The sequence below is a fragment of the Nocardioides sp. 31GB23 genome (genome assembly GCF_040012395.1).
GTDB lineage: Bacteria > Actinomycetota > Actinomycetes > Propionibacteriales > Nocardioidaceae > Nocardioides > Nocardioides salarius.
The window spans coordinates 1-22,309 of record NZ_JBDYKJ010000026.1 but is presented as its reverse complement, the minus strand read 5'-3'; the positions used below and the strand labels follow the sequence as shown (position 1 = coordinate 22,309).

Sequence of the window (22,309 nt, the reverse complement as noted above, 5' to 3'; positions counted from 1 at the left end):
GGTGGTCTCTCTCCTCACAGGCCCAGCCCGCGCGTGGCGTGCGGGCTGAGCTTGACGGTGGGCTTCTCGAGGCCGAACCACTCCGACTCCCGGATCTCGCGCATCGCGGCCTTGCGGGCCTCGGTGTCGAGCCGGTCGATGAAGAGGATGCCGTCGAGGTGGTCGGTCTCGTGCTGGATCGCGCGGGCCAGCAGCTCGGAGCCCTCGATGCTCACCGGCTCGCCGTGCATGTCCATGCCCTTGGCGACCACGCGCAGGGCGCGCTTGGTGTCGAAGACCAGGTCGGGCAGCGACAGGCAGCCCTCCGGGCCGTCCTGCTCCTCCTCCGACAGGTCGAGCACCGGGTTGACCAGGTGCCCCAGCTCGCCGTCGACCCACCAGGTGAAGACCCGCAGGCCCACCCCGATCTGGGGGGCCGCCAGGCCGGAGCCGGGCGCCTCGCGCATGGTGTCGGTCAGGTCCTCGACCAGCTTGCGCAGCTCACGGTCGAAGTCGACGACCTCGACGGCCGGCCGGCGCAGCACGGGGTCGCCGAAGAGACGGATCGGCTGGGTGGGCATGGCGGCCATCCTAGGAGCCCGGGGCAGGTCACAGGCTCGGCGGGTCGACCTGGATCCGCACCGGGTCGAGCTTGCGCGAGGAGCGCATCCGCTGCAGGTCGCCCAGGGCGCGCGAGAGCGCCGGGCCCTGGGCCCGGGGCACCCGCACCACCACCCGGCAGCGGTCCTCGTCGTCGGGCAGCTCGACGGGCCCGAGGACCTCGGCCGGCTCGGGCACCTCCAGCAGCACCAGCGCGTCGTCGACGGCTCCCGGCTCGCCGGTGATCGTGGCCAGCCGCGAGGCCGGCGGCAGGTGGGCCTCGGAGCGGCTGTCGGCCTCGCGGGCCGCGAAGCCGCCCATGTCCCAGCGCACCAGCGCCTGCACCGGCGTCAGCGCGGCGTCGGCCACCACCATCGCCCGGCCCCCGGGGCGCACCAGCCCCACGGCGTTGGCCCAGCGACGCAGCGCCTCCTCGTCGGTGCGCAGGTCGGGGCGCGCCAGCAGCAGCCAGGCGTCGAGCAGCACCACGGCGGCGTACCCGCCCTCGGCGACGGGCTCTGCCCCCGGGGTGGCCACGACGATGGCGGGGGCGTCGTCGACGCGCGCCAGCACGCCGTCGCGGGCGGAGGTGCGCACCCGCACGGCGGGGAAGGCCCGCCCGAGCTCCTCGGCGGTGCGCGCCTCGCCGAGCACCGGGGCCCGCAGCCCGCGGTGGCCGCACTCGCCGCAGGCCCAGGCGGGCGCCTCCGTGCCACACCAGCGGCAGGCCGGGGGCCTGGTCGGCGAGGGCAGGCGCAGCGGTCCCTCGCAGGTGGCGCACCGCGCCGGGGTGCGGCAGCGCTCGCAGGCCAGCGAGGCGACGTAGCCCTGGCGGGGGTTCTGGACCAGCACCGGGCCCTCGGCCAGCGCCGAGCGGACCAGGTCGTGCACCTGGCGGGGCAGCCGGCTGGTGCGCGCCCGCGGGTCGCGCACCAGGTCGAAGTCGGTGGCGCCGGCGACCTCGACGCGGGCGGCGGCCCGCACCCGCTCGCGCGCCGCGACCAGCTCGTGGGCCCAGCCCGAGCGCAGCAGGTGGTCGGCCTCGACGGTGCGGGCGAAGCCGCCGACCAGCGCCGCGGCGCCCGCGAGCTCGGCGCGCAGCAGCAGCGTCTCGCGGGTGTGGCAGTACGGCGCCCGCGGCTCGCCGTGCAGGTCGTCGCCGTCGTCCCACACCACGACCAGGGACAGGTCGGCGACCGGGGCGAAGGCGGCGGCACGGGTGCCGACGGCGATGCGCCGGTGGCCCCGGGACAGCTGGAGGAAGGAGCGGTAGCGGGCGGCCGGGCCCAGGTCGGCGGTCAGCACCGCGTGCTCGGGCCGCTCGCCACCCAGGGCGGTCAGCGCCGCGTCGACCCGCTCGACGTCCTTGCCGTCGGGCAGGCACACCACCACTCCCCCCGGGGCGCTGAGGGCGGCGTGGGCGACCAGGCTCGGCCAGTCGGCGCCCGGCGGCGGGTTCCACACCGCCCGCGGCGCGCCCCCCGAGCGCAGGTGGCCCAGCCACGCCTCGGCGTGCGGGTGGTCGCCCCACGCCTCGACGGCCTGCTCGAGCGGGTGCACCGGCGCCGGCAGGGGCGCGGCCGCCTCGGCCTTCTCGGTGGTCGCGTGCCGCGGCGGCACCGCGAGGCGCAGCACGTCGGCGCGGCTGCCGGCGTACCTCTCGGCGACGGCGGCGCTGAGCGCGGCCACCTCGGCGCTGAGCACCGGCTCGGCGCTGACGACCCGGCGCAGCGGCAGCAGCGTGCCGGTGTGCTCGCTGGTCTCGGCGCGCTCGACGAGGAACCCGTCGGTCTCCTTGCCGGCGAAGCGCACCTTGACCCGCGTGCCCGGCACGGCGTCCTCGGCCATCGCGGCCGGCACCGAGAAGTCGAAGGGACGGTCGAGGTGGGCCAGCGGCACGTCGACCAGCACCCGCGCCACCGGCAGCACCGCCGCGGTCTCGGCCTCGGCGGCCTTGCGCTCACGGGTGGCGCGGGCCTTGGCCTGCGACTGCTTGAGGGTGGCGCGGACCAGCCCGGGCAGCAGCTCGGGCTGCTCGGGGTGGGCGTCGTCGGGTCCTGCGGCCATGGGGTGTTGTCTAGCAGCCGCCGGTGACGCCGCGCCGCCGGGCGGGCTCAGCCCCCGACAGCGGCCTTCAGCGCGTCGGCGCGGTCGGTGCGCTCCCAGGTGAAGTCGGGCAGCTCGCGGCCGAAGTGGCCGTAGGCGGCGCTCTGGGCGTAGATCGGGCGCAGCAGGTCGAGGGCGGCGATGATCGCGGCGGGGCGCAGGTCGAAGACCTCGAGGACCGCCTTCTGGATCACGTCGTCGGCCACCGTGCCGGTGCCGAAGGTCTCGATGAAGACGCCGACGGGCTGGGCCTTGCCGATCGCGTAGGCGACCTGGACCTCGCAGCGGCGGGCCAGGCCGGCGGCCACGACGTTCTTGGCCACCCAGCGCATCGCGTAGGCAGCCGAGCGGTCGACCTTCGACGGGTCCTTGCCCGAGAACGCGCCGCCGCCGTGGCGGGCCATGCCGCCGTAGGTGTCGACGATGATCTTGCGCCCGGTCAGGCCGGCGTCGCCCATCGGGCCGCCGACCACGAAGCGGCCGGTGGGGTTGACCAGGAGCCGGTAGCCCTCGCTGGGGATGTCGAAGGAGGCCAGCACCGGGTCGATGACGTGCTTCTTGATGTCGGGCTGCAGCATCGTCTCGAGGTCGACGTCCTCGGCGTGCTGGGTGGAGAGCACGACGGTGTCGATGCGCACCGGCCGGTTGTCGTCGTCGTACTCGACGGTGACCTGGGTCTTGCCGTCGGGGCGCAGGTAGGCCAGCGTGCCGTCCTTGCGCACCGCGGAGAGCCGCTCCGAGAGCGTCTGCGCGATCTTGATCGGCAGCGGCATCAGCTCGGGGGTGTCGTCGCAGGCGTAGCCGAACATCAGGCCCTGGTCGCCGGCGCCCTGCTTGTCCATCGCGTCGACCGAGGACTCCAGGCGCGACTCGTAGCCGGTGTCGACGCCCTGGGCGATGTCGCCCGACTGGCCGCCGATGGCGACCATGACGCCGCAGGTGGTGCCGTCGAAGCCCTTGTCGGAGTGGTCGTAGCCGATGTCGAGGATCCGCTGGCGCACGATCGACTTGATGTCGACGTAGCCGGTGGTGGCGACCTCGCCGGCCACCACGACCAGGCCGGTGGTCAGCAGCGTCTCGACGGCCACGCGGCTGTGCGGGTCCTGGCGCAGCATCTCGTCGAGGACGCTGTCGCTGATCTGGTCGGCGATCTTGTCGGGGTGACCCTCGGTCACCGACTCGGAGGTGAACAGGCGTCCGGACATCTCGGCTCCTCGGTTGCGGTATCCCGCCCGGTCCTCGGGCGGGGCGTGTCATTTCTACCGGGTGCGGTCGCTCAGGTCCTCATCCGGATGGCGACCTGGTCCCAGATCACGTGCGCCAGCTGCGACTTCGAGCCCAGCGGTACGTCGACGCCGTCGCCGTCGGCGGCCAGCACCAGGGCCTGGTTGTCCTCGCTGCCGAAGACCGCTCCCCCGCTGACGTCGTTGACGACGAGCAGGTCGCAGCCCTTGCGGGCCAGCTTGGCGCGGGCGTGGTCGAGGACGCTGCCGCTCTCGTCACCGGTCTCGGCGGCGAAGCCGACCACGACCTGGCCGGCGCGGGCGCGCTCGTGGGAGATCTCGTGGAGCACGTCGGGGTTCTGCACCAGCTCGACGGGGGCCACCGAGCCGTCCTCGCGCTTCTTGATCTTGGCGCCGCTGACGTCGACGGGGCGGAAGTCGGCGGGGGCCGCGGCCATCACCACGGCGTCGGCGCCGCCTGCAGCGCCGACCACGGCCTCGCGCAGCTCGGCGGTGGTCGCGACGTGCACGACCTTGACCCCGGCGGGGTCCGGCAGCGAGGCGTTCGCGCTGACCAGCGTGACCTCGGCGCCGCGGGCCAGCGCCGCGCGCGCCAGCGCGTAGCCCTGCCGGCCCGAGGAGCGGTTGCCCAGGTAGCGCACCGGGTCGAGCGGCTCGCGGGTGCCGCCCGCCGAGACCAGCACGTGGCGACCCGCCAGGTCGCGCCGCCCGCCGCCGACCAGCACCTCGCGGCAGGCCTCGAAGATCTCGGCCGGCTCGGGCAGGCGCCCCTTGCCGGTGTCGGCGCCGGTCAGGCGGCCCTCGGCGGGCTCGAGCACCAGCACGCCGCGCTCGCGCAGGGTGGCGACGTTGGCGCGGGTGGCGGGGTGCTCCCACATCTCGGTGTGCATGGCCGGGGCCAGCACCACCGGGCAGCGCGCGGTGAGCAGCGTGTTGGTGAGCAGGTCGTCGGCCAGGCCGTGCGCGGCCTTGGCCATCAGGTCGGCGGTGGCGGGCGCGACCACGACCAGGTCGGCCTGCTGGCCGATCCGCACGTGCGGCACCTCGTGCACGTCGTCCCAGACCTCGTCGCTGACGGGCTTGCCCGACAGCGCCGACCAGGTGGGCGCCCCGACGAAGCGCAGCGCGGCGGCGGTGGGCACCACGGTGACGTCGTGGCCCGACTCGCTCAGGCGCCGCAGCAGCTCGCAGGCCTTGTAGGCCGCGATCCCGCCGGCGACGCCGAGGACCACGCGCGGCCTCGAAATCGCAGCGGGCCGCTCCCCCGACGGGGAAGCGGCCTGCGTGGTGGCGTGGGTGCTCAGCTCACTCGCCCTGGCTGAACGCCGCGGCGTCGGCGGCAGCAGCCTTGGCGGCGGCCTCCTCGGCGGCGAGCTCGGCGGGGTCGACGTCCTCGCAGGTGAGCAGGTCGTCGTTGATCTCGCGCAGCGCGATCGACAGCGGCTTCTCCTGCACGTGGGTCTCCACGAGGGGGCCGACGTACTCCAGCAGGCCCTCGCCGAGCTGGGAGTAGTAGGCGTTGATCTGGCGCGCCCGCTTGGCGCTGTACAGCACGAGCTTGTACTTGCTGTCGGTCTTCGTCAGCAGGTCGTCGATCGAGGGGTTGGTGACTCCCACGGCGTCGATGTTCGGGGCAGACAAGAAGGCCTCACAGATCGTTGGGGTGGTTGCTCGGGTCGAGCATCATCAAGGTTACCAAGTCGTGGGCCGCGGCGTGAACTTCTTGGTTGACGATGGTCACGTCGAACTCCGGCTCGGCGGCCAGCTCCTCGCGCGCGGTGACCAGGCGACGCTCGCGCTGCTCCTCGGTCTCGGTGCCGCGCCCGACCAGCCGGCGCACCAGCTCCTCCCACGACGGCGGCTTGAGGAAGACGAAGAGCGCGTCGGGCATCGTGGCGCGCACCTGGCGGGCGCCCTGCAGGTCGATCTCGAGCATCGAGGGCCGACCGGCACCCAGGGCCTCCTCCACCGGCCCGCGCGGCGTGCCGTAGCGGGCGGCGCCGTGGACGACCGCCCACTCGAGCATCTCGCCGGCCTCGACCAGCGCGTCGAACTCCTCGTCGCTGACGAAGCAGTAGTGCACGCCGTCGACCTCGCCGGGGCGCGGCGCACGCGTGGTGGCCGAGACCGAGATCCACACGTCGGGGTGCAGGTCGCGCACGGCAGCGGCCACGGTGCCCTTGCCGACGGCCGTGGGTCCGGCCAGCACCACCAGGCGGGTACGACGCGCGGGCGTGGGCTCCGCGGGGCTCACCGGGCCTCTCGGGAGCTGAACTCCTTCTCGAGGGCGGCGACCTGCTTGGTGCCCAGCCCGCGCACCCGACGGCTCTCGGCGATCCCGAGGCGCTCCATCATCTGCTTGGCGCGCACCTTGCCCAGCCCGGGCATCGACTGCAGCAGGTCGACGACCCGCAGCTTGCCGATGACCTCGTTGGTCTGGCCCTCGGCGAGCACGTCGACGATCGAGGCGCCGGAGTTCTTGAGGCGGTTCTTCACCTCGGCCCGCTCCCGACGGGAGGCGGCTGCCTTCTCGAGTGCCGCCTGTCGTTGTTCAGGTGTGAGCGGAGGGAGTGCCACGTCGTCTCAGGTCCTTGTGTCGGTGGGTCGGGAGCAGGGTCGGGAGGGGCCAATCTAGTCAGAAGTCTCAGCGGGCGGCAACGCAACCGCCCGGGTCGGGCCCGCCCGGGGTCACTGGTACAGCGGGGTGCCGCACACGTCGCGCACCTGCGTCTCGACCGACTGCAGCGCGGCCACCGTGGTGGGACGCACCAGCTCGCGGGCCGCACCGTCGATGGCGGCCCGGTCGGCGTCGGCGAGGCCGGCCGGGGGCTCGGCCCGGTCGTAGTCGGCGGCGTCGACCCCGGCGTCCTCGAGCGCGGCCTCGAGGACCTCCAGCCGACCCACGACCTGCTGCCACTCGTCGGTGACGTCGCGCGGGGCGGCCTCGCTGATGTCCTGCAGCCGCGGCAGCACGCCCAGCAGGGCGTCGGGGCCGCCCTCGGCGACCGCCTCGGTCAGCGCCACCTGGTGCTCCTCGACGCGCTCGCAGTAGGCCTCGAAGCGGTCCTGGCCGCAGGCCGCCAGGGGCACCGCGAGCCCGAGCACCAGGAGCCCGACCGGGAGCCGCCTCATCCGAGCGCGGCCAGCTCGTCGTTGGTGGCCCGCACGGCGTCGCGCATCGCGAGCCGGTCGGGGCCCAGGCCCAGCACCTCGCGCGAGGAGCTGGCCAGCACGTGGGAGGCGGAGGCGCCGAAGATCCGCCTCAGGTCGCCGACGGTGCCGCCCTGGGCACCGAAGCCCGGAGCCAGGACCGGGCCGCCGGTCGCCAGGTCGAAGGCGGGCCCCTCCTCGGGCTGCGCGATCGTCGCGCCGACCACCGCCCCGAACGACCCGAGCTGCCCGAGCGACCCGGCCTCGGCGTTGAGCCCGCGCAGGTGGTCGAGCACCCGGTCGGCGACCCGCACCCCGTCGGCACCCACCGCGTGCTGGACCTCGGGGCCCTCCGGGTTGGAGGTCAGCGCCAGCACGAAGACGCCGGCGTCGTGGCGGCGCGCGGTGTCGACGAACGGGTCGAGGGAGCCCAGGCCGAGGTAGGGGCTCACCGTGATCGCGTCGACGCCCAGCGGGGAGGCGGGGTCGAGGTAGGCGTCGGCGTAGGCCTGCGAGGTGGAGCCGATGTCGCCGCGCTTCACGTCGAGCAGCACCAGCGCCCCGGCGGCCCGCGACTCGGCCACGACGCGCTCGAGCACGGCGATGCCGCGGCTGCCGAACCGCTCGTAGAAGGCCGACTGCGGCTTGACCACCGAGGCCACCGGGGCCACGGCCTCGACGACCGACAGCGCGAAGCGCTCGAGGCCGGCGACGTCGTCGTCGAGGCCCCAGCCGCGCAGGAGCGCGGCGTGCGGGTCGATGCCGACGCACAGCCGGCCGCGAGTGGCCATCGCGCCGTGCAGACGGGTTCCGAAGGTGCTCATCAGCTGGGTGTCTCCTCGCTCGTCGCGTCAGGGTCGAGCGCGGCGACCAGCCGCGCGGCGGTGGTCGGGTCGTGCAGCAGCGCGGCTCCGACCTGCACGGCGACGGCACCGAGCGCGAGCCGCGTGCGCACGTCGGCCACCGTGGCGACGCCCCCGCCGGCCACGACCGGCACGTCGACGGCGCCCAGCACCTCGGTCAGGCAGCGCAGCGCCAGCGGCCCCACGGCCGGCCCGCTCAGGCCGGCGGCCCGCCCGTCGGGCATCGCGGCGGGCAGGGCCTGGCCGACGACCAGGGCCTGGGCGCCGGACTCGACGGCGGCCCGCGCGGCCTCGGCGACGCGCACGGCGTCGGGACGCAGCTTGGCCAGCACCGGCACCCCGCGCGGCAGCTCGCGCTCGACCGCCGCGACCGCGGCGCCGACCTGGAACGGCTCGCGGGCCATCATCAGCTCGGGCTCCGGGCCGGTGTCGGGCGGCGAGAGGTTGACCTCGACGGCGCTGACGCCCGGCGCGGTGCCCAGGCGGCGCGCCAGCTCGGCCAGCTCACCGAGGCTGCGTGCGGCGACCGAGACCACGACCCGGGCCCGCTGCTGCAGCAGCCAGGGCAGCTCGGTGGCCAGGAACCCGTCGACGCCGGGGTTGGGCAGGCCGGTGGCGTGCAGCAGCCCCGACGGTGTCTCGAGCAGCCGCGGCACCGGACCGCCCCGGCGCGAGTCGAGGGTGATGGTGCGGGTGGTGAAGGCACCCAGCGCCTCCAACGCCCCGTACGCCGCGAGCTCGCGGCCGGTGCCGCCGCAGCCGGCGGCCACGACCACCGGGGAGGCCAGGCGCAGCCCGGCGAGCACGGTCACGACCGGGCCCCCGCCAGGTCGTCCCAGCGCACCCGGTCGCCGCGCAGCACCGGGCCGTCGGCGCAGGCGCGGGCGGTGCGGGCCACCCCGTCCTCGCCCACGACCGGCACCGGGCAGCCGTGGCACAGCCCGGTCGCGCAGGTCAGCGGCTGCTCGAGGGCGGTCTGGCTCCAGGCGCCGTGGGCCTCGGCGGCCAGTGCGACGGCGTGCAGCACGGGGGTGGGACCGGCGGCGTAGACGACGTCGGCGCCGGCGCGGCGCAGCACCTCGTCGAGCACGTCGGCGATCTCTCCGCGGGCGCCGACCGAGCCGTCGCGGGTCACCACGGTGACCGCTCGCGCGGTGCGTCGGGCCTCGAGGGCGTTGAGCAGGCGGGCCTCGTCGGGGGCACCGAGCACCAGCGTCACCGGGCAGTCGCGCTCGCGCAGCCGCTCGGCGAGGGAGAAGAGCGGGGCGGCGGCGTACCCCTCGCCGACCAGCACCGTCGAGACCGGCTCCTTGGGCAGCGCGAAGGGGCGGCCGAGCGGCCCGGTCACCTCGAGCCGGTCACCGCGCTCGAGCCCGGCCAGCCAGCGGGTGCCCGGCCCGACCGGCTCGACGACGACCTGCACGGTCGCGGCGTACCCGCCCAGCGGGCGGACCTGGTGGATCCACAGGGCGCGGCGCCCCAGGCGGGTGCGGCCCTCGTCGGGGCTGCCGACCGAGACGGCCAGGAAGGTGCCGGGGCGGAACCGCTCCCCCACGCCCGGCGCCACCAGGGTCAGGTGCCAGAAGGCGCCGATGCGCTTGCTGGCCAGCACCTCACCGGTGACGTGGACGGGCGAGGCGGGACCGCTGCCGGTCATGCCTGGGCGCCCCTGACCAGGCGGCGCGGCCAGCCCGGCCCCTCGTAGACGAACGCCGTGTAGGCCTGCAGCAGGTCGGCGCCGGCGGCCAGCCGGTCGCGGGCGTCCTCGACGCTGCTGATGCCGCCCACCCCGACCAGGGTCAGGCCGGGCCCGACCCGCTCGCGCAGGCGCCGCACCACCTCGGTGGAGCGAGCGGTCAGGGGGCGGCCGGAGATGCCGCCGGCGCCGAGCGCCTCGACCTCGGCGGCCGGGGTGCGCAGGCCGTCGCGCGAGATGGTGGTGTTGGTGGCGATCAGCCCGTCGAGCACGCCGTCGCGCTGCCCGGCCACGGCCAGGTCGGCGACCGCGTCGATGTCGGCGTCGGCCAGGTCGGGGGCGATCTTGACCAGCAGCGGCACCCGCCGTCCGCCGCTCGCGGCGTCGGCGGTGCGGCGCACGTGGGCCAGCAGCGGCTCGAGGCGCTCGACCGCCTGCAGCGAGCGCAGGCCCGGGGTGTTCGGCGAGGAGACGTTGACCACGAGGTAGTCGGCGTACGGCGCCAGCAGCCGGGCACTCAACTCGTGGTCGGCCTCGACCGCGGCCTGGTCGTCCTCGGGCACCACCTTGGACTTGCCGATGTTGACGCCCAGCACCGGGCCGGGCCGCCCGCCGCGCCGGCGGGCCCGCTCGGCGAGCCGGGCGGCCACCACCTCGGCGCCGTCGTTGTTGAAGCCCATCCGGTTGAGCACCGCCCGGTCCTCGACGAGCCGGAAGAGCCGCGGCTGCGGGTTGCCGGGCTGCGCGCGACCGGTGACGGTGCCGACCTCGACGTGGCCGAAGCCGAGCGCCCCGAGGGCGTCGATGCCGACGGCGTTCTTGTCGAAGCCGGCCGCCATCCCCAGCACGTTGGGGAAGACGGTGCCCAGCGCCTGGACCGGGCGCCCGGGCACGCCCAGGCGGCCGAGCACGGGTGCCCCGGCCCGCACCGCGCGGAACCCCGCGTGGTGGGCGCGCTCGGGGTCGACCCGGGTCGCGAGCCGGTCGAAGAGCACCCGGTAGGCGGTCACGAGCGGGTGGCCCTCAGCGCTGCCGCCCAGTCCTGCAGCGAGCGCACGCCGATGTCGCCGCGCCGCATCGCCTCGATGCCCTGCACCGCCGCGCCGAGGCCCTGCACCGTGGTCAGGCACGGCACGTTGGCCATCACCGCCGCTGTGCGGATCTCGTAGCCGTCGAGACGGGCGTGCCCGCCGCCGCCGGCGCCGTACGGCGTGTTGACGATCAGCTGGATCTCGCCGTCGTGGATCAGCTGCACCGTGGTCTTCTCACCCGCCGGGCCGGGGCCCTCGTAGTGCTTGCGCACCACGGTGGCCGCCACGCCGTTGCGGCGCAGCACCTCGGCGGTGCCCTGGGTCGCGAGGATCTCGAAGCCCATGTCGGCCAGCACCTTGACCGGGAAGATCATCGAGCGCTTGTCGCGGTTGGCCATCGAGACGAACACCTTGCCGCTGGTCGGCAGCGGCCCGAAGGCGGCCGCCTGGCCCTTGGCGAAGGCGGTGCCGAAGTCGCGGTCGAAGCCCATCACCTCGCCGGTCGACTTCATCTCGGGGCCGAGGACGGTGTCGACCTGCGAGCCGTCGGCGGTGCGGAAGCGGTTGAAGGGCATCACCGCCTCCTTGACCGCGATCGGCTGGTCGGCCGGCAGCGTGCCGCCGTCGCCGGTGGCCGGGAGCAGCCCGACCCGGCGCAGGTCGGCGATGCTCTCGCCGAGCATCACCCGCGCGGCCGCCTTGGCCAGCGGGGTCGCGGTCGCCTTGGAGACGAAGGGGACGGTGCGGCTGGCGCGCGGGTTGGCCTCGAGCACGTAGAGGATGTCGGAGCCCAGCGCGAACTGGATGTTGAGCAGCCCGCGCACGCCCACGCCGCGCGCGATCGCCTCGGTCGCCTCGCGGATGCGCCCGATCTCGAGCTCGCCCAGGGTGATCGGGGGCAGCGCGCAGGAGGAGTCGCCGGAGTGGATGCCGGCCTCCTCGATGTGCTCCATCACCCCGCCGAGGAAGAGCTCCTCGCCGTCGAAGATGGCGTCGACGTCGATCTCGACGGCGTCGTCGAGGAAGCGGTCGACCAGCACCGGCGCCTCGTGGCTGATCAGGCCGGCGGCGACGTACTTCTCGAGGTAGACCTCGAGCGACTCGTCGCCGTAGACGATCTCCATGCCGCGCCCGCCGAGCACGTAGGAGGGCCGCACCAGCACCGGGTAGCCGATCTCGGCAGCGATGCGCTGCGCCTCGACGTACGACGTCGCGGTGCCGTGCTTGGGCGCGACCAGGCCCGCCTCGGCCAGCACCCGCCCGAAGGCGCCGCGCTCCTCGGCGAGGTCGATGGCGTCGGGGCTGGTGCCCACGATCGGGACCCCGTTGCGGGCCAGGCCCTGGGCCAGGCCGAGCGGGGTCTGGCCGCCGAGCTGGCAGATCACGCCGACGACCGGGCCGGCGGCCATCTCGGCGTGCACCACCTCGAGGACGTCCTCGAGGGTCAGCGGCTCGAAGTAGAGCCGGTCGGAGGTGTCGTAGTCGGTCGAGACGGTCTCGGGGTTGCAGTTGACCATCACGGTCTCGTAGCCGGCCTCGGAGAGCGCCAGCGAGGCGTGCACGCACGAGTAGTCGAACTCGATGCCCTGGCCGATCCGGTTGGGCCCGGAACCGAGGATGATCACCGCCTCCCGCTCGCGCGGGGCCACCTCGCTCTCCTCGTCGTAGGCCGAGTAGTGGTAGGGCGTGGCCGCGGCGAACTCGGCCGCGCAGGTGTCGACGGTCTTGTAGACCGGGCGGATGCCCAGCGCGTGGCGAACCCCGCGCACCACGTCGGCGCTCATCCCGCGGATCTTGCCGATCTGGTGGTCGGAGAAGCCGTGCCGCTTGGCCCGGCGCAGCAGCCCCGGGGTCAGCTCGGGGGCGTTGGTGACCTCGACGGCGACCTCGTTGATGAGGGCGAGCTGGTCGACGAACCACGGGTCGATGCCGGTGGCCTCGAAGACCTCCTCGGCGCTGGCCCCGGCGCGGATCGCGTCCATCACCTTGCGCAGGCGCCCGTCGTGGGGGGTGCGCACGGCCTCGAGCAGGGCGGGCTTGTCGAGGTCGACGAACTCCTTCTCCCAGTCGAAGACGGCGTCCTTGGACTCCAGGCTGCGCAGCGCCTTCTGCAGCGCCTCGGTGAAGCTGCGCCCGATCGCCATCGCCTCGCCCACCGACTTCATGTGGGTGGTGAGCGTGGGGTCGGCGCCGGGGAACTTCTCGAAGGCGAAGCGCGGCACCTTGACCACGACGTAGTCGAGGGTGGGCTCGAAGGCCGCCGGGGTGCTGGTGCCGTCGGCGCGCACCGTGATGTCGTTGGGGATCTCGTCGAGGGTGTAGCCGATGGCCACCTTCGCGGCGATCTTGGCGATCGGGTAGCCGGTCGCCTTCGAGGCCAGCGCGCTGGAACGGCTGACCCGCGGGTTCATCTCGATGACGACCAGGCGCCCGTCGCGGGGGTTGACGGCGTACTGGATGTTGCAGCCGCCGGTGTCGACGCCGACCTCGCGGATGATGCCGATCGCCATGTCGCGCATGTGCTGGTACTCGCGGTCGGTCAGCGTCATCGCCGGGGCGACGGTGATCGAGTCGCCGGTGTGCACGCCCATCGGGTCGAGGTTCTCGATGGAGCAGATGATCACCACGTTGTCGGCGGTGTCGCGCATCACCTCGAGCTCGTACTCCTTCCAGCCGAGGATCGACTCCTCGAGGAGCACCTCGGTGGTCGGGCTGGCGGCCAGGCCGGCGCCGGCGATGCGGCGCAGGTCGGTCTCGTCGTAGGCCATGCCCGAGCCGGCGCCACCCATGGTGAAGGAGGGCCGCACGACGACCGGGTAGCCCAGGTCGCCCACGGCGCCGAGGCAGTCGTCCATGCTGTGGCAGATCGCCGAGCGGGCCGACTCGCCGCCCAGGCTCTCGACGATCTTCTTGAAGACCTGGCGGTTCTCGCCGCGGTCGATGGCCTCGATCGAGGCGCCGATCAGCTCGACGCCGTACTTCTCGAGCACCCCGGCCTTGTCGAGGGCCATCGCCGCGTTGAGCGCGGTCTGGCCGCCGAGGGTGGCCAGCAGCGCGTCGGGGCGCTCCTTGGCGATCACCTTCTCGACGAACTCGGGGGTGATCGGCTCGACGTACGTCGCGTCGGCGAACTCGGGGTCGGTCATGATCGTGGCCGGGTTGGAGTTGACCAGGACGACCCGCAGGCCCTCCTCCTTGAGCACCCGGCAGGCCTGGGTGCCGGAGTAGTCGAACTCGCAGGCCTGGCCGATGACGATCGGCCCGGAGCCGATGACCATGACGCTCTTGATGTCCTCGCGCTTGGGCATGTCAGGCTCCCGTTCGGTGGTTGAGGAGGTCGCCCTGCGACCGTCTCGAAACCATCAGGTCGACGAAGCGGTCGAAGAGGTACGCCGCGTCGTGCGGGCCGGCGGCCGCCTCCGGGTGGTACTGCACCGAGAAGGCCCTCAGGGCCCCCTGGTCGTCACGCAGCTCGAGACCCTCGACGACGTCGTCGTTGAGGCAGACGTGGCTCACGGTGGCCTCGCCGTACGCCGTGGTGGTGCTGCCGGCCAGCGGCGCGTCGACGGCGAAGCCGTGGTTGTGCGCGGTGACCTCGACCTTGCCGGTGGTGCGGTCCATCACCGGCTGGTTGATGCCGCGGTGGCCGTAGGTGAGCTTGTAGGTGCCGAAGCCCAGCGCGCGGCCGAAGAGCTGGTTGCCGAAGCAGATGCCGAAGTAGGGCACGCCCTGGGCCAGGGCGCCTTGGAGCACCTCGACCTGGTGGGTGGTGGCGGCCGGGTCACCGGGGCCGTTGGAGTAGAAGAGCCCGTCGGGCGAGACGGCGAGCACGTCGTCGAGGCTGGCGGTGGCGGGCAGCACGTGCACCTCCACGCCGCGCTCGGCCATCCGGTGCGGGGTCATCGTCTTGATGCCCAGGTCGAGGGCGGCCACGGTGAAGCGCTTCTCGCCGTGCGCCGGCACGACGTAGGCCTCGGTGGTGGAGACCTCGCTGGCCAGCTCGGAGCCGGTCATCTCGCCGGAGGTGCGCACCCGCTCCAGCAGCGCGGCGGGATCGGTCTCGGTCGAGGAGATGCCCACGCGCATCGCGCCGCGCTCGCGCAGGTGGCGGGTCAGGGCGCGGGTGTCGACGCCGCTGATGCCCACGACGCCCTGCTCGCGCAGCTCGTCGTCGAGCGAGCGCACCGATCGCCAGCTGCTCGGCACCCGGGCGGGGTCGCGCACGACGTACCCGGCCACCCAGATGCGGCGCGACTCGGGATCGTCGTCGTTGACCCCGGTGTTGCCGATGTGCGGGGCCGTCATCACGACCACCTGGCGGTGGTAGGACGGGTCGGTGAGCGTCTCCTGGTAGCCGGTCATGCCGGTGTTGAAGACGGCTTCGCCGAAGGTCTCCCCGGGGGCGCCGTACGCCTCGCCGTGGAAGGTGCGGCCGTCCTCGAGCACGAGGATCGCCGGGGCAGGGGCATGCACGGGCACGCCGTACCTCCTTCTCCGCCTCACAGGACGGATCGTTAAAGGATGTGATCAGCGCGCTGAGCCTAGCAGCGCGCGGCCCTGCGTCCGACCACGTGTCCGTGGCTCGGGCGGTGCGCCGCTCGCCGGCAATGGAGATGAATCCGGTGGACGGCAGGCGTAGCGTCGAGACCCTTCTCCCGAGGGGGCCCCGGATGGCCGACCTGCTGCTGAACCCCGCTGAGCAGTCCGCGCTCGCGACGCTGGTGGCCGCCGAGCCGGTGCCGGGAGATCCGATGCCGCCGGTCGAGGCGCTCGAGGCCCTGCTCACGCTGGTGCCGGCCGACGCGCTGGAGACGGTGCTCGCCGACCAGCGGGGCCGGATCGTGGCCGACCGGATCGACCTGCCGCTCTGGACACCCTGGGCGAACGACGACTGCGCGGGCGACTGCGGCCCGCTCTACGTCGGCCTCATGCACTGGCCCGAGCACCCGGCGGAGGCCGCCGCCTGCCAGAGCCTGCCCGGCGTCGACGCCATCGCGATCGGGTTCCGGGTGGGGGCGGAGCACGTCGCCCAGGTCTGCCTGGACCGGCGGCACCGACCGTTCTCCGAGCGCGATCTGGCGCTGCTCAGGCTCGTCGCGCCCGTGTTGCTGCGGTTGCTGCGGGAGCGCCCGACCCCGCACCTGCCGGCGTCGGTGACCGTGCAGGAGCGGCGGGTGCTGATGCACGTCGCGACCGGGGCCTCGAACGCCGAGATCGCCCAGGCGATGTTCATCGCGCCGAGCACCGTGCGCAAGCACCTCGAGCACGTCTACGCCAAGCTCGGCGTGCACACCCGTCTGGAGGCGTTGGCCGTCCTGCGCGGCAGCGACGAGCCCGACCTCGACCTGCTCGAGCGGGTGCAGAGATACGCCTGACGGCGAATACCCCCGGCCGGTCGACCGGCGCAGTCTCGAGGGAGAAGCAGACCCACTCCCGAGAGAAGCCACCCATGTCCCACCACTGCAGCACCGTCACCGCCGCCGGCGCCCTGCTCTGCCTCGCACTCGCGAGCAGCGCGTCCGCCGCCATCCCCGAGCCGGAGCCGCAGCCCGGCCCCGGGTCCACCGACCAGGAGCGACCCTGCTTCATGGTCCGCGCCCACTGGAACGACGCGCTCGACGGCCCGCAGCCGACCTGCTGAGCGCACGGCGCCGGTGGCAGGCCTAGAGGCCGCCGGCGCTGGCCCCTGTCCCTCCGGGCGGGTAGCGGGGGGCCACCCTCACCTTCTTGCTGTACCTGCCGCACCGGGCGCACTCGTGCCACCGGGCCCCGGCGTTGGTGCGGGTCACCCAGCGGTGGGCGCCGACCCAGCAGCGCAGGGTCTTCCTCTTCTCGTCCTGCTCCATGTGGACCTCCACGTCGCCGGGTTCGACACCGTACCGGCACACGCCCCGGCGTCGCCTGGGCTCAGCGCCACCCGAGCTCGGGCGCGACGTACCTGACGAGGCTGTCGAGCAGGTGCGCGTTGTAGTCGACGCCGAGCTGGTTGGGCACGGTCAGCAGCAGCGTGTCGGCGGCGGCGATCGCCTCGTCGGCGGCGAGCTCCTCGACGAGCTGGTCGGGCTCGCCGGCGTACGTCTTGCCGAAGCGGGCCACGCCACCGTCGATGTGGCCGACCTGGTCCCCTCCCCCGCCGGCCACGCCGAAGTAGGCGCGGTCGGTGCCGTTGACGATCGGGAAGATGCTGCGGCTGACCGAGACGCGGGGCTCGCGCTGGTGGCCGGCGGCGGTCCACGCGTCCCGGTACATCTGGATCTGCTCGGCCTGCAGCTGGTGGAACGGCACGCCGGTGTCCTCGGTGAGCAGGGTCGAGCTCATCAGGTGCATGCCCTGCTCGGCGGTCCAGACGGCGGTCTGGCGGGTGCCGGCGCCCCACCAGATCCGCTCGCGCAGACCCGGCGACTGCGGCTCGATGCCGAGCAGGCCGGGCGGGTTGGGGAACATCGGCCGTGGGTTGGGCTCGGCGAACCGGTCCCCGTCGATCGCCCGGAGGAACCTCCGGGTGTGATCGCGCGCCATCTCGGCGTGGTCGCCGCCCTCGCCGGGGTCGTGGCCGAAGTGCTTGTAGCCCTCGACGACCTGCTCCGGTGAGCCGCGGCTGATGCCGAGCTGCAGCCTGCCGCCGGCGATCAGGTCGGCGGCCCCGGCGTCCTCGGCCATGTAGAGGGGGTTCTCGTAGCGCATGTCGATCACGCCGGTGCCGAGCTCGATCCGGCTCGTCCTCGCGCCGGCCGCGGCGAGCAGCGGGAACGGCGAGGCGAGCTGGCGGGCGAAGTGGTGCACGCGGAAGTACGCGCCGTCGACGCCGAGCTCCTCGGCCGCGACCGCGAGGTCGATGGACTGCAGCAGCACGTCGGAGGCGGTGCGCGCCTGCGACTGCGGCGAGGGGTTCCAGTGGCCGAAGGACAGGAAGCCGATCTTCTTCATGTGGTGGCCAACCGGCGCGGGCCCGTCGTTCTTCCCGCGCCCCTGCGCTGGTGCGGGCCGATCTTGACCCGGGCGGAGCGCGGCGAGATCGGTCGTGGCGCAGGGGGTGGCATACCGTTGCGCCGGATGAACGAGACCGACGCCCTGCGCCATGCCACCCCGCCGTTGGTGGCGGCGCTCGATGTGACGGCCAAGGCGGGTCTCGTGATGCTCCTGGTCATGTCGCTGCTCTACCCCGACCTGGGCAACGTCGAGGACAAGGCCGCGGGGCTGCGCGCGGCCGCGTACCCGATGCTGGCCTTCACCGTGCCGCTGGTGTGGTGGGTGTTCTGGCGCGAGCGGGCGTCGTTCCCGTGGGTGGCCGACCTGATGATCACCTCCACGTGCTTCACCGACACCCTCGGCAACCGGCTCGACCTCTACGACTCGGTGGTCTGGTTCGACGACCTGATGCACTTCATGAACACCGGGCTGATCACCGCCGCGATCATCCTGCTGACGATGCGGCACAGCTCCACCCTGGCGGCGGTCCTGGAGAGGTCGCTGGCCTTCGGGGTCACCGCGGCCGTCAGCTGGGAGATCGCGGAGTACTTCGCCTTCATCAGCAAGTCGTCGGAGAAGCGGCACGCGTACGCCGACACGCTCGGCGACCTCGCGCTCGGCTCCCTGGGCGCCGTGGTGGCCGGGGTCGTCGTGCACGGGATGTGGCGACGCGGCCTGCTGATGTCGGCGGCGCCCCAGCTGGAGCCCTACGTGCCTGCCGTGCGCCCGGCGGCGCCCTCGGCCGCCGGCTGACGACGCCCGGCGGGGAGCTGCGTCCAGGCGAACGCGGCCAGCCCGACGAGCACCGGCCACAGGGCGAGGCGCTCGAGGGCACCCGCTGCGGGGCCGTCAGCGGAGAGCACGAACCCCACGGCTGCCGCGGCGGTCACGACTCCCCCAGCCAGCAGCGCCCTGGCCAGGCGCGGGCGGCCACTCCTCAACCGTGCGCCGAGGACGACCAGCGCGACCGGTTGCGCCACGAACAAGGGGGTCGCGGCGAACGCGTGCAGGGCGGCGTCCTGGTCGAGGGGCGCGAGGCCAGTGGCGACCGAGCTCAACCCGGAGACCACGAGCAACGCCGTGACCCATGGTCCCAACGACCGCGAGAGCAGCACGGCACCGGCGGCCAGCAACAGCCCGAAGCCGATGAACGAACCGTTCATGACCTCGTGACGCGGCGAGCAGTACGCCACCGAGCAGCCCACCTCCCCCAGCCTGCTGACCGAGTCGGAGACGAAGCTGTAGCCACCCGTCGTCGCCGCCGCGACGACGAACTCGGTCGCGATGTAGAGCGGCCGCACGAGGAGTGCGAGCGCGCCCAATTGCGCAGCGCGGTGACCGGAGCCGGGCGACTGCCAACGCCGTCGTCCTTGGGCTCGAAGCACCTGGTCACCCTAGACCGCGCTGGAGCCCTCACGTCCCCGTCGGGGCCGTGAACCCTCCCCCAGTACCTGTGCGGCGGAGCACCGGTTCTCAGTCCCAGAGCTGGCCGACCGTTCGCTCAGTCCGGTGGGGTGTCGACCCAGCCGATGAACCGGCTGCCAACTCCCATGATCTCCTCACGATGGGCGCCGCGGAGCGGAGGCGGCAGCTCGGAGGGCTGATGGTGGTCGCAACTGATGAAGGTGAATGTCGGCCACCATTTCTTCGGCCGAGCTCTCTCGGCGGACCCGCAGACACTGCAGACCAGATCGACCCACACCGGCTTCTTGCCGGTCCGATTGGCACGGGACTGGACCAGCCACGGTGGCGGGTTGTCCTCTATCTCACGCAGCTGGGCTTCGGTGAGCGTCGTGGGCAAGCCGTGTCGGGTGGCCATCTCCAGGGGGATGTCCAAGCGTTGGGCAGCGTCGCGGCGGGTGATCATCGTCCCCAACGATAGTCAGTGCCTGAGAGAGCGTGGGCCGAGCCGATCGCGGCGAAGTGACGCACTCGCCGGGGTGGGCCTTGTCGCGACGGGGCCACCCTCACCTTCGCTCTAGCGCGGCTGATCACTGCTTTGGGACTGTGCTTCTCCGCGCTCCTTCTCGACTTGGGACACGAGCGGGGCAGCGGCGGAGACAGCGACCGCACTCATCAGGGGCTAGGGGCGCGGGCTCCGCCTTGAAACGTCGCGTTTCACCAGACTATCCTCGAAGCGGAGAGAGGTTTCGATGAACTTCGCACTAGGCACGATCAAGACATCCGATGTCGCCGTGCGTTCGCGCGCCATCGAGCGTCTCGCCCGGCTCCGTCTCTCGGAGATCGAGGAGATGCGCGACGTCTGTCTACTGTGGCGCGACGGACTCTCACAGCGCGACATCGCCGAGCGCCTGAACACCACTCAGCCGCGCATCGGCCGGATCGAGAAGATACTCGGCACCCCGGATCGCACGCCACCCGAGAGTGTCGAAGAACTTATCCTGCGCACCGTCGTCCAGCATGGTGACCGCGCAGCGCTGGTCGCGGCGCTGAAGAAGTTTCCCTTCACCTACGGCGAAGCCGCACCCGCACCGTTCGAGGGGACTACTACCGGTACCTGGGACGACATAGAGGATGCTTACTTCGAGGGTCTGCTGACTAAGGACGAGTACGAGGAGATCCGTGCCGTCGCCGGACCCGACGCCATTTGACGACAGCGGGGATTCGACCGCCGACACAGAGTTGCGCGACGAGGTCTACCTGCAACTGGCGCAATTCCTCGGCCCCGGAGGTCCCTACGAGAACCCGCGCTACAACTTCGACACCGACGTCATCAACGCCGTCGCACGCCTCTACCTGGACTCCCAGGCTGATGTCGCGCGCGGTGGGGCTATGGCCGTAGTGACTGCCGGACCGCCGGGCGCCGGCAAGAGCACGTCAGTCGAGCATGTGGAAGACCTCGACACCTACCGCCGCGTCGACGCCGACGAGATCAAGGACCTCCTGCTGGAGTTGCTCGCAAAGGCGGGTGAGCTCGACTTCCTGGCTGCCGTGTCGCTGGTCGACGGGCGACCGATCATGCGCCGTGAACTCGCGGGCTGGGTCCACGGTGCCTCGACCTCGGTCTGGAATCGCGTCGTGCGCGCCTCGATGCGCCGTCGCGAAAACATCGTCATTGAGGGAACACTGAAATACCGACCGCTCGCCCAGGAGTACGACACCGCCCTGCGCCGTTTCCGCTACGACTCGCTGCACATCATCGACGTCGAGGTCGACGAGACCCTCGCAATCGAGAGCGCACGGCAGCGCTGGTGGAACCGCCGGTGCACCGACCCGCTCGGCGGCCGGTTCATGCTCGACGAGTGGGTACACGAGGCCTTCCTGGACGCCACGCACTCGAAGTGCGCGGTGACTGCCGACGAGCTATGGGACCGCACCTGGCAGGACTTCGATGTGGTTCACGAGCGGGTGACCAGAAATGGCGACCACGAGACCACGGCCTTACGACGCCAGAGCCGGAAGGGTTTTGTCGTAGGCGACATCTTCCCGCCCGCTGACCCGAGCTAGGCAGACAGACACCCGTGCCGAAGGTGCAACGTGGAGGAGACCTTCTGAGACGTTGGCTCCCAGGCGCGTGCCTTCGGCTGCTAGGAGGGACGAAGACGCGTCAGCGCCGGTCGTGCCGAAGGACGTTGATCGTTAGATGCGAACCCATTTGAATTGCGCTGCTGAGACGCTAGTGCGGACCGAGGTGTGTGAGGAGACCTAGATGAGCCCCGGCCCCCCCGCGCGCGGGGTGTCCGTAATGCGCGGAGATAGGTCTGGAGCGACGGAAGGACGCATTCCGCTGGTGGCAACCCGTTGCGCAATGCCACGTCTCCGGCCGGTCAGGAAGGGCAGAGTTGGGGCATGCGTATTGAACCTCTCGACAAGTCCCGGCTCGTCCTTGCTTACGGGCTGAACTGGAAGCGCAACGAAGTCAGTTGGAGCACCGGTTGGGACTGGCAGATGCTCGGGCGCGTCGGGAACAGGCGCCCCGGACTGCGGCTGTGCGACTTCAAGGCGGCGCGAGGCGTCTACGTACTGGAACGTCGCGGCAAACCTGCGTACGTCGGCATCGCGCGAGGCGACAAGGGCTTTGCCGGAAGGTTGGTCAACCATCACCGTTAAGGCAAGAAGGAGTGGACGACTTTCTCCTGGTTCAGCTTCGACGGCGTGACCGACACCGGGACTCGCGCCGACCCGATCCACTCTAACTGGGCTCGCATCAGAGACAGGGAGAAGTTGAGCGGAGGCAACACCGAAGACCGCATTAAGGAGATGGAAGCGATTTTCGTCGACCTCCTTGGTAGAGGCCTGACGAATGTGCATAAGCCGAGGTTCGGCCCGGCGCTGGAATGGACCCAGGTCGTCGACAGCAATTACGGACAGGGAGGCATATGCACGCGCGCAGACCGCAAAGGCTTTCTGTCGTCGGAGTCCATTCGCTTCTACCGTCGAGGGGTGCCGCCGCTCTCGGGTTAGACGCGACGCCCACGGCGCACTGGAGCGCTCACCCGCGGCGGGATGGGCGTACGCCCCGAGCAGCCGCTTGATCGTGGCTTGTGGAGATCGATCCCGGGTCCAGCGCCACTGTCGGTGGTCGCCTCTAGGGTCGAAGACATGACCACCAGCGACGAACTGCCCGCCACGGCGGGCGAGTGTGTCGCGATGCTGGAGGAGCTCGAGGCGCTGAAGTCGCACCTCGCTGCGCGCCAGGTCGAGATCACC

The 22,309-nt window shown here is 72.6% G+C and carries 25 protein-coding genes; 7 read left to right on the top strand and 18 right to left on the bottom strand.

Annotation, left to right across the window (positions count from 1 at the left end; genetic code table 11):
- Nucleotides 1-14 precede the first annotated feature (14 nt).
- The 14 genes from def to carA all read right to left on the bottom strand — a co-directional run bounded on the left by def (nt 15) and on the right by carA (nt 15,148).
- The gene (gene def / locus ABKW28_RS10245) at nt 15-560 is read right to left on the bottom strand and encodes a peptide deformylase (RefSeq protein WP_193670784.1); all 546 of its coding nucleotides are present in this window, start codon (nt 558-560) and stop codon (nt 15-17) included.
- A gap of 28 nt (nt 561-588) precedes the next feature.
- Nucleotides 589-2,646 (bottom strand): primosomal protein N', encoded by a 2,058-nt coding sequence (locus tag ABKW28_RS10240; protein ID WP_348609010.1) that lies wholly within the window; start codon nt 2,644-2,646, stop codon nt 589-591.
- Nucleotides 2,647-2,693: 47 nt separating this feature from the next.
- A complete protein-coding gene (gene metK, locus ABKW28_RS10235) occupies nt 2,694-3,890 on the bottom strand; it encodes a methionine adenosyltransferase (protein ID WP_193670786.1) in 1,197 nt (398 codons plus the stop codon).
- A gap of 71 nt (nt 3,891-3,961) precedes the next feature.
- On the bottom strand, nt 3,962-5,161 hold the full coding sequence (gene coaBC, locus ABKW28_RS10230; RefSeq protein ID WP_348609007.1) for a bifunctional phosphopantothenoylcysteine decarboxylase/phosphopantothenate--cysteine ligase CoaBC: 1,200 nt from the start codon (nt 5,159-5,161) through the stop codon (nt 3,962-3,964).
- Between the two features lie 73 nt (nt 5,162-5,234).
- Nucleotides 5,235-5,570 (bottom strand): DNA-directed RNA polymerase subunit omega, encoded by a 336-nt coding sequence (gene rpoZ / locus ABKW28_RS10225; RefSeq protein ID WP_193670787.1) that lies wholly within the window; start codon nt 5,568-5,570, stop codon nt 5,235-5,237.
- A 7-nt stretch (nt 5,571-5,577) separates the two neighbouring features.
- Nucleotides 5,578-6,183 carry a guanylate kinase gene (gene gmk, locus ABKW28_RS10220; protein WP_348609004.1) on the bottom strand — a complete coding sequence of 202 codons (606 nt, stop codon included), beginning with the start codon at nt 6,181-6,183 and terminating at the stop codon, nt 5,578-5,580.
- Nucleotides 6,180-6,506, bottom strand: coding sequence for an integration host factor, actinobacterial type (gene mihF, locus ABKW28_RS10215; RefSeq protein WP_193670789.1), 327 nt, complete (start codon nt 6,504-6,506; stop codon nt 6,180-6,182). Before mihF ends, gmk begins: the two co-directional genes overlap by 4 nt.
- Before the next feature lie 111 nt (nt 6,507-6,617).
- The gene (locus ABKW28_RS10210; RefSeq protein ID WP_348609001.1) at nt 6,618-7,061 is read right to left on the bottom strand and encodes a hypothetical protein; all 444 of its coding nucleotides are present in this window, start codon (nt 7,059-7,061) and stop codon (nt 6,618-6,620) included.
- Entirely contained in the window at nt 7,058-7,903 is an 846-nt protein-coding gene (gene pyrF, locus ABKW28_RS10205) for an orotidine-5'-phosphate decarboxylase (RefSeq protein ID WP_348608998.1), read from the bottom strand. Before pyrF ends, ABKW28_RS10210 begins: the two co-directional genes overlap by 4 nt.
- Entirely contained in the window at nt 7,903-8,754 is an 852-nt protein-coding gene (locus ABKW28_RS10200; RefSeq protein WP_348608995.1) for a nitronate monooxygenase, read from the bottom strand. The genes pyrF and ABKW28_RS10200 overlap by 1 nt, the downstream gene beginning before the upstream one ends.
- A complete protein-coding gene (locus ABKW28_RS10195) occupies nt 8,751-9,599 on the bottom strand; it encodes a dihydroorotate dehydrogenase electron transfer subunit (protein ID WP_193670793.1) in 849 nt (282 codons plus the stop codon). The genes ABKW28_RS10200 and ABKW28_RS10195 overlap by 4 nt, the downstream gene beginning before the upstream one ends.
- Nucleotides 9,596-10,648 (bottom strand): quinone-dependent dihydroorotate dehydrogenase, encoded by a 1,053-nt coding sequence (locus ABKW28_RS10190; protein ID WP_348608988.1) that lies wholly within the window; start codon nt 10,646-10,648, stop codon nt 9,596-9,598. The genes ABKW28_RS10195 and ABKW28_RS10190 overlap by 4 nt, the downstream gene beginning before the upstream one ends.
- Complete coding sequence (carB, locus tag ABKW28_RS10185; RefSeq protein WP_348608985.1) at nt 10,645-13,977, bottom strand: carbamoyl-phosphate synthase large subunit; 3,333 nt, start codon at nt 13,975-13,977, stop codon at nt 10,645-10,647. The genes ABKW28_RS10190 and carB overlap by 4 nt, the downstream gene beginning before the upstream one ends.
- Nucleotide 13,978: 1 nt before the next feature.
- Entirely contained in the window at nt 13,979-15,148 is a 1,170-nt protein-coding gene (gene carA / locus ABKW28_RS10180; RefSeq protein WP_193670796.1) for a glutamine-hydrolyzing carbamoyl-phosphate synthase small subunit, read from the bottom strand.
- A 191-nt stretch (nt 15,149-15,339) separates the two neighbouring features.
- On the opposite strand from carA, the gene ABKW28_RS10175 reads away from it, so the two are divergent.
- A complete protein-coding gene (locus ABKW28_RS10175) occupies nt 15,340-16,044 on the top strand; it encodes a helix-turn-helix transcriptional regulator (protein ID WP_348608982.1) in 705 nt (234 codons plus the stop codon).
- A gap of 74 nt (nt 16,045-16,118) precedes the next feature.
- Nucleotides 16,119-16,310, top strand: a complete 192-nt coding sequence (locus ABKW28_RS10170; protein WP_348608979.1) for a hypothetical protein — start codon at nt 16,119-16,121, stop codon at nt 16,308-16,310.
- Nucleotides 16,311-16,332: 22 nt separating this feature from the next.
- On the opposite strand, the gene ABKW28_RS10165 is transcribed toward ABKW28_RS10170, so the two are convergent.
- Together ABKW28_RS10165 and ABKW28_RS10160 are read right to left on the bottom strand one after the other, a co-directional pair.
- Nucleotides 16,333-16,515 carry a zinc finger domain-containing protein gene (locus ABKW28_RS10165; protein WP_193670799.1) on the bottom strand — a complete coding sequence of 61 codons (183 nt, stop codon included), beginning with the start codon at nt 16,513-16,515 and terminating at the stop codon, nt 16,333-16,335.
- A gap of 61 nt (nt 16,516-16,576) precedes the next feature.
- Nucleotides 16,577-17,596, bottom strand: a complete 1,020-nt coding sequence (locus ABKW28_RS10160) for an LLM class flavin-dependent oxidoreductase (RefSeq protein ID WP_348608976.1) — start codon at nt 17,594-17,596, stop codon at nt 16,577-16,579.
- 126 nt (nt 17,597-17,722) lie between these two features.
- On the opposite strand from ABKW28_RS10160, the gene ABKW28_RS10155 reads away from it, so the two are divergent.
- Nucleotides 17,723-18,391, top strand: coding sequence for a hypothetical protein (locus ABKW28_RS10155; protein WP_348608973.1), 669 nt, complete (start codon nt 17,723-17,725; stop codon nt 18,389-18,391).
- On the opposite strand, the gene ABKW28_RS10150 is transcribed toward ABKW28_RS10155, so the two are convergent.
- Together ABKW28_RS10150 and ABKW28_RS10145 are read right to left on the bottom strand one after the other, a co-directional pair.
- The gene (locus tag ABKW28_RS10150; protein WP_348608970.1) at nt 18,346-18,960 is read right to left on the bottom strand and encodes a DUF998 domain-containing protein; all 615 of its coding nucleotides are present in this window, start codon (nt 18,958-18,960) and stop codon (nt 18,346-18,348) included. The two genes, ABKW28_RS10155 and ABKW28_RS10150, sit on opposite strands and share 46 nt — an antisense overlap.
- Nucleotides 18,961-19,139: 179 nt before the next feature.
- Nucleotides 19,140-19,505, bottom strand: a complete 366-nt coding sequence (locus ABKW28_RS10145) for a hypothetical protein (RefSeq protein WP_348608967.1) — start codon at nt 19,503-19,505, stop codon at nt 19,140-19,142.
- A gap of 286 nt (nt 19,506-19,791) precedes the next feature.
- Between ABKW28_RS10145 and ABKW28_RS10140 the strand changes: the two genes are divergently transcribed.
- From ABKW28_RS10140 to ABKW28_RS10125, 4 genes are all read left to right on the top strand, one after another.
- The gene (locus ABKW28_RS10140) at nt 19,792-20,250 is read left to right on the top strand and encodes a hypothetical protein (protein WP_348608964.1); all 459 of its coding nucleotides are present in this window, start codon (nt 19,792-19,794) and stop codon (nt 20,248-20,250) included.
- Nucleotides 20,222-21,106: an AAA family ATPase gene (locus tag ABKW28_RS10135; RefSeq protein ID WP_348608961.1), complete on the top strand. Its 885-nt coding sequence runs from the start codon at nt 20,222-20,224 to the stop codon at nt 21,104-21,106. The genes ABKW28_RS10140 and ABKW28_RS10135 overlap by 29 nt, the downstream gene beginning before the upstream one ends.
- Nucleotides 21,107-21,448: 342 nt before the next feature.
- Nucleotides 21,449-21,709 (top strand): hypothetical protein, encoded by a 261-nt coding sequence (locus ABKW28_RS10130; RefSeq protein ID WP_348608958.1) that lies wholly within the window; start codon nt 21,449-21,451, stop codon nt 21,707-21,709.
- 45 nt (nt 21,710-21,754) lie between these two features.
- Nucleotides 21,755-22,063 carry a hypothetical protein gene (locus ABKW28_RS10125; protein ID WP_348608956.1) on the top strand — a complete coding sequence of 103 codons (309 nt, stop codon included), beginning with the start codon at nt 21,755-21,757 and terminating at the stop codon, nt 22,061-22,063.
- Nucleotides 22,064-22,309 lie beyond the last annotated feature (246 nt).

What these genes read in the sequence shown, in the direction of transcription:
- def (WP_193670784.1), bottom strand. Translation starts at nt 560, where the DNA reads ATGCCCACCCAGCCGATCCGTCTCTTCGGCGACCCCGTGCTGCGCCGG.
- ABKW28_RS10240 (WP_348609010.1), bottom strand. Translation starts at nt 2,646, where the DNA reads ATGGCCGCAGGACCCGACGACGCCCACCCCGAGCAGCCCGAGCTGCTG.
- metK (WP_193670786.1), bottom strand. Translation starts at nt 3,890, where the DNA reads ATGTCCGGACGCCTGTTCACCTCCGAGTCGGTGACCGAGGGTCACCCC.
- ABKW28_RS10210 (WP_348609001.1), bottom strand. Translation starts at nt 7,061, where the DNA reads ATGAGGCGGCTCCCGGTCGGGCTCCTGGTGCTCGGGCTCGCGGTGCCC.
- pyrF (WP_348608998.1), bottom strand. Translation starts at nt 7,903, where the DNA reads ATGAGCACCTTCGGAACCCGTCTGCACGGCGCGATGGCCACTCGCGGC.
- ABKW28_RS10195 (WP_193670793.1), bottom strand. Translation starts at nt 9,599, where the DNA reads ATGACCGGCAGCGGTCCCGCCTCGCCCGTCCACGTCACCGGTGAGGTG.
- carB (WP_348608985.1), bottom strand. Translation starts at nt 13,977, where the DNA reads ATGCCCAAGCGCGAGGACATCAAGAGCGTCATGGTCATCGGCTCCGGG.
- ABKW28_RS10175 (WP_348608982.1), top strand. Translation starts at nt 15,340, where the DNA reads ATGGCCGACCTGCTGCTGAACCCCGCTGAGCAGTCCGCGCTCGCGACG.
- ABKW28_RS10170 (WP_348608979.1), top strand. Translation starts at nt 16,119, where the DNA reads ATGTCCCACCACTGCAGCACCGTCACCGCCGCCGGCGCCCTGCTCTGC.
- ABKW28_RS10165 (WP_193670799.1), bottom strand. Translation starts at nt 16,515, where the DNA reads ATGGAGCAGGACGAGAAGAGGAAGACCCTGCGCTGCTGGGTCGGCGCC.
- ABKW28_RS10160 (WP_348608976.1), bottom strand. Translation starts at nt 17,596, where the DNA reads ATGAAGAAGATCGGCTTCCTGTCCTTCGGCCACTGGAACCCCTCGCCG.
- ABKW28_RS10155 (WP_348608973.1), top strand. Translation starts at nt 17,723, where the DNA reads ATGAACGAGACCGACGCCCTGCGCCATGCCACCCCGCCGTTGGTGGCG.
- ABKW28_RS10145 (WP_348608967.1), bottom strand. Translation starts at nt 19,505, where the DNA reads ATGATCACCCGCCGCGACGCTGCCCAACGCTTGGACATCCCCCTGGAG.
- ABKW28_RS10140 (WP_348608964.1), top strand. Translation starts at nt 19,792, where the DNA reads ATGAACTTCGCACTAGGCACGATCAAGACATCCGATGTCGCCGTGCGT.
- ABKW28_RS10130 (WP_348608958.1), top strand. Translation starts at nt 21,449, where the DNA reads ATGCGTATTGAACCTCTCGACAAGTCCCGGCTCGTCCTTGCTTACGGG.